Here is a 6,654-nt window from a genome sequence, read left to right as displayed (position 1 = left end):
GCAAAAGGACCAGCGAAAGGTAGACCGGTTCATTCTCTTTGGACTCGCCGCTGCAAAAGAGGCACTCGCCCAAGCAGGATGGGCACCCGCCTCGGAAGCGGATCGCCTGCGTACGGCCACGATCATCGCCTCGGGCGTCGGCGGGTTCCCCGCCATAACCGAGGCGGTGCGCACGGTCGACCGGCGCGGCGTCCGCCGTCTATCGCCGTTTACGGTACCGTCCTTCCTGGTGAACCTCGCGGCGGGCCACATCTCGATCCGCCATGGCTTCAAGGGGCCACTCGGCGCACCGGTGACGGCGTGTGCGGCCGGCATCCAGGCGATCGGCGATGCGGCTCGTCTTATCCGCGCCAATGAAGCCGACATCGCGGTGTGCGGCGGGACGGAAGCATGCATGAATATCGTCAGCCTCGGTGGTTTTGCCGCGGCTCGCTCTCTTTCGACCTCCTTTAATCACCGTCCTGATCAGGCCTCCCGTCCGTTCGACATGTTGCGTGACGGCTTCGTCATGGGCGAAGGAGCCGGCATTCTGGTGATCGAGGAATTGAGCCACGCGCTTGCGCGCGGTGCGAAACCGCTCGCCGAGCTCGTCGGCTACGGCACGACGGCGGATGCTCATCACGTCACCTCCGGTCCCGAGGACGGCGACGGGGCGCGGCGGGCTATGGAGATCGCGATCGCCCAAGCCGGCATCTCGCCGGGTGAGGTCCGCCACCTCAATGCGCACGCGACCTCCACCCCGGTCGGTGACCTCGGGGAAATCGCGGCGATCAGAACACTCTTCGGCGTAGATTCCGCCATCGCTGTCAGCGGAACGAAGTCGGCGACCGGACACCTGCTCGGAGCCGCCGGCGGGCTTGGAGCGATCTTCACAATCCTGGCGCTCAGGGATCAGGTGGCACCGCCGACACTCAATTTGAGCGCGCCGGATCCAGCCGGCGACGGGATCGACTTCGTCGCAAACCAAGCCCGCCCGATGGGAATGGATTACGCGATCTCCAACGGCTTCGGCTTCGGAGGCGTCAATGCCAGCGCGCTATTCCGGCGCTGGACGGCCGAGTTGGCCGGTGCGGGCACCAGAGGCGCTCATAGCTGACGCCCTCCGAGAAGGCGCTATGCGGCGGGAAAAAATGGCGCGCCAGGTCAGTTTCCTGCGCCGTTTCGCCCCGCATTCGCATTCGAAAGGAGCCTGCGTAAGCAGAACGGGCTGCCGGTCTGACGACATCGACGACATGCCGTGAAGGTCGGAATCATCGGCCCTGGAAACGTCGGCGCCACATTGAGGCAGCGCCAACCTGAAGTGATTTGCTCTGGAGAACGCCTCGGCGAGCGTTGGCGTTAGATAAGCGGCATGTTATGTTGCAGTGCGAAAGAGCAGGGGCCACGTCCTTTCACACCCGTAAGCGATCCGTATGTGCGACCCCTGCAGACTGGTCGGTATCTCAGAAACCTCCCGGGCATGGGGTTCGGGAATTCGATGGGGACAAGGGGCAATGCTTTACACGCTCGTAATGATGGTCTGCCTGACGGATGTGCCGCAGACCTGTGAACAACGCGAACAGATGGTGGACGGCCTGGCGATGAATCCCGGGACCGCCTTCATGCAGGCGCAGCCGCTGGTCGCCCAGTGGATCGAGACGCATCCTGGTTATTTCGTTCAGCGCTGGCGCGTGCTGCCCGGCCGGGGATCGTGAGAGCCGCCGCGAAGATCGAACAAAGGTTCTACTTCTTCGCGGCGAGCGTTTCCGAGATCGCCTTGGACAATTGATAAAGCCGCTGCTCGATGATCGTCGGCACTTCGCAGACGTAAGTCAGTGATTGGATGCGCTCATTGAAAATTCGCGTCGCGAATTTCAGCTGTTCGGTTCGCCGTTCGACCTCGTCGGGGTCCGCATCGGGCTTTGCCCGCAACGCATCGACATCGGACGCCTCCTTGCGCAACGCGGCGGCCATTTCGAGCTGCTTGTGGGCGTAACGGGCAATGCCTGAGATCACGTGCGAACGCTCGGCGTCCATGTGATCGAACATGCCTTGCACCAGCATCGCCATTTTCGGCGCAAGCTGCTCGGCCGGCAGCGAGGCGGCAAAATCCTTGATCTTCCTTTGGGCTTCGGCAATCGGCATCCGCCGGGCTGCCACCTCCTCGACCAGGGCGGAGACGGCGGGGTCCTTCGACAAATCCTTCGCCGCTGGCAGCAGCTCCGGCCCGTTCCAGATCTGGCCGAGCGAGAGTTGCGGCACCTTGCGCTGTATGCAAGGCCAGTCCGGATCGGTGTTCGCCGCCTTGGCATTCACGCTCGGCGCGAGCATGGCAACCACAGCCAGGCAGCGAACAAGGCTCATTCGTGCCATCAGGCATTTCCTCCCGTGTCCTGCTTGCGGGTCATCAGGCCGCGCGAAGGATCGTAAGCGATGATGGCGGCGGCAAGGAACAGCAGCGTGCAGCCGGCAACGACGCCCAGCGACAGCCAGTTAATCTGGCCGTAGAAGGCGAAGCGGATCAACTCGACGGCATAAGTGAACGGGTTGGCGAGGCAGATTTTGTAAAGCAGCGGGCTCGCCTCCTGGATGCGCCACAAAGGATAGAGCGCTGGAGAAGCGAAATAGCCGGGAAAGATGACGAAGTTCATGATGCCGGCGAAGTTTTCGAGCTGCTTGATCATCGACGACAAAAGCATGCCGAGCGCGCAAAGCATCATGCCCGACAGGAACAGCGCCGGCAGCACCATGAGATAGCCGATCGACGGCGCCTTGACGCCCCAGAACCAGGCAACGATCAGGAACGCGTAGACTTGCGCGATCGATACGGAGACGCCGGCGAGCATCTTCGACACCAGCAGGAACCAGCGCGGGAAGGGGCTGACCAAAAGGGTGCGCATGTTGCCCATCTCGCGGTCATAAACCATCGACAGCGAAGACTGCATGCCCGAGAACAGCAGGATCATGCCGCACAAACCCGGCGTGATGTAGACCTCGTAGAGCACGTAGGTCTTGTAGGGCGGGATGATCGATACGCCGAGCACCTGCCGGAATCCGGCGGCAAAAATGAACAGCCAGATGAGCGGCCGAACAAGCGAGGATATGAAGCGCTCGCGCTGGTGCAGGAAGCGCAGGCACTCCCGCAGGACGACGCCTTTGAGGCAAATGAGATAATGGCGCAGGCCGAATTTTTCGAACTTCACCGGGATGATGCCGGCGACTTTCTCGGGCATTGCGGGAGCGCTCATGGCGATATCTCCGGGATGCCGGCTGCCTCGATGCGGCTGAGCCTCGAAAAGGCGTCGCGGATCGAACCGGCGCCGCTCGTCCTGACGACATCGGCAACCTTGCCCTTGGCGACCAGTTCGCCCTGCCGCAGCACGACGACATGGTCGCCGTCTTTGACCTCGTCGATCAGATGCGTCGCCCACAGCACGCCAATGCCCTCGGTTTCGACGAGCTTGCGGATGGTGGCGAGAATGCCCGCACGCGACTGGATGTCGAGACCGACGGTCGCCTCGTCGAGCAGCAGTAGGGAAGGGCGGTGGAGCAGCGCCCTGGCGATCTCGATGCGCCGTATCTGGCCGCCGGAAAGACTGCGTGCCTTGTCATGCTGGCGGCCCTGCATGTCGACCGTATCGAGCAGCGCGGCAATGCGCTGCCGGGCCTCGCGTCCGCCGATGCCATGCAGCGCGGCGTGATAGGAGAGGTTCTGGTGGACGCTGAGATCGAGGTCGAGCGTGCGGGCCTGGAACACGATGCCGACACGCCTGAGTGCTTCGCCAGAAGCGCGGCTGACGTCATGACCGAAGATGCGGATCGATCCGCGGCGCGTGTCGTAAAGATGGCTGATCAGCGAGAACAGAGTTGTCTTGCCGGCGCCGTTAAGGCCGAGAAGGACGGTGAAGGTCGCCGGCGCGATCGAGAATGAGACGTCGTTGAGCGCCCGCTTCGGACCATAGGAATGGCTGACGCCGACGACGTCGAGCGCCGCCACCTCATCTCCTGGTCCGCTTGTCCTCACATGCTGCACGCGGCTGGCTCCTTGTCGTCGACGATAGTCTAGCGCACCTAGCGCACCAGGAGTCTAGCGCACCGGGCCCGATCGCGAAGGTCCCGCTTTCCGGCGACCCTACTTGATCGTGATTGTGCCTTTCATGCCTCTGTGGGCGAGGTCGGGCACCGACCATGTGTAGATGCCGGGCCTCACGGTGGTGAACTGCACCTGGATGGTGCCGTCGGCGTCGAATTCGAGCCATGCGGGTGCGCCGTTCATGTGCACCTCGAGGTCATTGATCACGATCTGGTTGTTCCACACATTGCGGAAGAGGTCGGTATGGAATTTGTACTCCAGCCCGCCCGCCGCGGTGATCTTCCAGCGATAGCCCTGGCCGGCAATCAGCTGGAAGTCCTTCTGGTTGGCGGTGAACTGGTCTTCCTTGCTGCCGAGGATAAGTTCCGGCACGTCCTTGCTGGCCCGGGTTGCCTTCTCGGCTTCGGGGCTGGCGTCAGTTTTGGTGGCCGCACCGGCGGCTGCGTCGTCGTCATGGTCCTGCGCCCAGACCTGGCCCTGCGTGAGTGCCATGCCGACCAGCGCAGCGAAAGTGACAGCCCGAAATATCCGCATGATTTCCTGCCCTTCTGCTGTTTTTCTGTCTGTTTGATTCAATTGGGTTGATTCAAATTGGGCGAGACGACGACGCCCCATGGCAGCGCGCCGACGGTCACCGACTGCACCGGCTCGTCGGTCTCCACGTCGATGAAGGTGATGTCGTTCGACACGCCGTTGGTCGAGATGATGGTTTTCTGGTCCGGAGTGAAAGCGAGCTGCCAGACGCGTTGGCCGACCAGCACGTATTTCTCGACCTCGTATGTGTGCGTGTTGATCACCGCGACGCGGTTGGCCGGTCCGAGCGCCACATAGGCTTTCTTGCCGTCGGCGGTGATGCGCACACCGACCGGCTGGATCGATTCGGCCCTCAGGCCGGCAATCTCGAAGGTGATCTTCTGGACAACTTCGCGCGTTTGATTGTCGATCACCGAAACAGTGCCGCCGATCTCGGCACTCACCCAGGCCTGCTTGCCGTCGGGGGTGAACTCGACGAAGCGCGGACGCGCATCCACCAGCACGTTGTCGGTGATCTCGTGGGTCGACGTATCGATGAAATGCGCCATGTTTGTCGTTTCGGACGTATTGATCATGATCTTTCCGTCCGGGCTGACGCCCATGCCTTCCGGTTCGACACCGACCGGAATTTCAGCCAGCACCTTCTTATTCTCGATGTCGATGACGGTGACGAGATTGTCGTCCTCATTGGCGACATAAAGCGTCTTGCCGTCAGGCGAGAGCACGAAGAGCTCCGGGTCGGGCCCGGAGGGCAAGGTATCGACAATCTCCAGCGACGCCGTGTCGATCACCTCGATCGAATCGTCGTCGCTGGCGCAGAGATAAATGTGCTTGCCGTCATGCGAGATGGTGATGCCGCGCGGACGTTGCCCGACATTGACGGTCTTCACCACCTGCATCGTCGCGGTGTCGACGACGGACATCGTGTTGTCCTTCTCGTTGGAAACATAGGCCATGTAGGCCGACGCTGGGCAGGCCATGAAGCCGGTCGCGAGAATGGCGAGTGCGCAAGCTCGTCTCTGCACTGAATTCCTCCCAATTGGTTCTACTCAAGCACGCATTTTGTTTCGGGTTCATCGACCCCGAGCGTATCGAGTTCCGACACCTGGTGCAAAAAACCTTCCTGCGGCGACGTCGAGACGACCGACCTGTTGTCGCCGAGGAAGATCGGCTGCCGCAACTGCTGGTTCCACTTGCGGAAAGTCAGTTTCTGCCCCTTGAACGCGGCGATCGAAAAATCGTCGGAGCGGATGAAGTCGGCCATCTTGCGCGGGTCGGCACCCTGCGTGCGGGTCGCCGCCTCGCCGAGGATGCGCACCGCGGTCCATGCCGCCATATCCTTCGACATCATGCGGCGGCCGTTTGCCTTGGCGAAGCGGTTCTGGATCTGGGTGCCGCCCCATTGCTCGCTGGCCGGATGCCAGGCCGACGGGGTGAGGCCGGCGGTGCCGGCGACCGGCCGCGGAGTCCAGGTGCGGAACGGAACATAGGTGCCGAACACCTCGCTTTCGTCGGCGACCAGCAACACATCGTGCTCCGGCAGATCCTGGGTGAAGACAGGCATCTGCCGCTGGATTTGGACGACGCCGGAATCGGTCCGCCGTGCCGTTCCGGTATCCTCGAACAGCTTTTCGCCGACGATCTCGCCGCCGAAGCGCGTCGCCGCCCGGCGCAGGGCCTCGGCAAAAAGCTGGTCGCGCTCGTGCGAGCCGTAGATCAGCACCCAGCGCCGCCATTGCTTCCAGATCAGATATTGCGCCAGCCCGTCGGCGAGCATGCTGCGCGTCGGGATGGTGTGGAAGATGTTGGCGCGGCATTCCTCCTCGCGAAGACTGTCGTCGGTGGCGCCGGCATTGAAGATCAGAACGCCGTTGTCGCGGGCAAGATCGGCGATCGACAGCAATTGTTTGACCGAGAGGTCTGCGATTACGTAGCGGTCGCCTTTGGCGATCATTTCCTTGAAGGCCGCAACGACATCCGCGTCAGGCTTTACCTCGATCACGTCGAGGCTGAATTTCTGGCCGAGGAAGCTGCCGGTCGTGTTGTTG

8 protein-coding genes are annotated in these 6,654 nt (G+C 62.3%); 2 read left to right on the top strand and 6 right to left on the bottom strand.

Going from position 1 to position 6,654, the window contains the following annotated elements; all coding sequences use genetic code 11:
• Together EOA85_RS23655 and EOA85_RS23645 are read left to right on the top strand one after the other, a co-directional pair.
• A partial coding sequence (locus tag EOA85_RS23655) for a beta-ketoacyl-ACP synthase (RefSeq protein WP_127211376.1) occupies positions 1 to 1,096 on the top strand: 1,096 nt, incomplete at its 5' end.
• 397 nt (positions 1,097 to 1,493) lie between these two features.
• Positions 1,494 to 1,694: a hypothetical protein gene (locus tag EOA85_RS23645; protein ID WP_095518885.1), complete on the top strand. Its 201-nt coding sequence runs from the start codon at positions 1,494 to 1,496 to the stop codon at positions 1,692 to 1,694.
• 28 nt (positions 1,695 to 1,722) lie between these two features.
• On the opposite strand, the gene EOA85_RS23640 is transcribed toward EOA85_RS23645, so the two are convergent.
• The 6 genes from EOA85_RS23640 to EOA85_RS23615 form a co-directional block, all read right to left on the bottom strand.
• Positions 1,723 to 2,352, bottom strand: a complete 630-nt coding sequence (locus EOA85_RS23640; protein WP_127211375.1) for a hypothetical protein — start codon at positions 2,350 to 2,352, stop codon at positions 1,723 to 1,725.
• Positions 2,352 to 3,212 (bottom strand): ABC transporter permease, encoded by an 861-nt coding sequence (locus EOA85_RS23635; RefSeq protein WP_164759830.1) that lies wholly within the window; start codon positions 3,210 to 3,212, stop codon positions 2,352 to 2,354. The genes EOA85_RS23640 and EOA85_RS23635 overlap by 1 nt, the downstream gene beginning before the upstream one ends.
• Before the next feature lie 11 nt (positions 3,213 to 3,223).
• Positions 3,224 to 3,976: an ATP-binding cassette domain-containing protein gene (locus EOA85_RS23630; RefSeq protein WP_342586921.1), complete on the bottom strand. Its 753-nt coding sequence runs from the start codon at positions 3,974 to 3,976 to the stop codon at positions 3,224 to 3,226.
• A gap of 135 nt (positions 3,977 to 4,111) precedes the next feature.
• A complete protein-coding gene (locus EOA85_RS23625; RefSeq protein WP_127211373.1) occupies positions 4,112 to 4,606 on the bottom strand; it encodes a hypothetical protein in 495 nt (164 codons plus the stop codon).
• A gap of 38 nt (positions 4,607 to 4,644) precedes the next feature.
• A complete protein-coding gene (locus tag EOA85_RS23620; protein ID WP_164759829.1) occupies positions 4,645 to 5,586 on the bottom strand; it encodes a YVTN family beta-propeller repeat protein in 942 nt (313 codons plus the stop codon).
• Between the two features lie 65 nt (positions 5,587 to 5,651).
• A partial coding sequence (locus EOA85_RS23615; RefSeq protein ID WP_127211371.1) for an ABC transporter substrate-binding protein occupies positions 5,652 to 6,654 on the bottom strand: 1,003 nt, incomplete at its 5' end.

It is taken from the genome of Mesorhizobium sp. M5C.F.Ca.IN.020.29.1.1 (genome assembly GCF_003997375.1).
Lineage (GTDB): Bacteria > Pseudomonadota > Alphaproteobacteria > Rhizobiales > Rhizobiaceae > Mesorhizobium > Mesorhizobium wenxiniae.
This window is presented reverse-complemented; position numbering and strand designations above follow the sequence as displayed.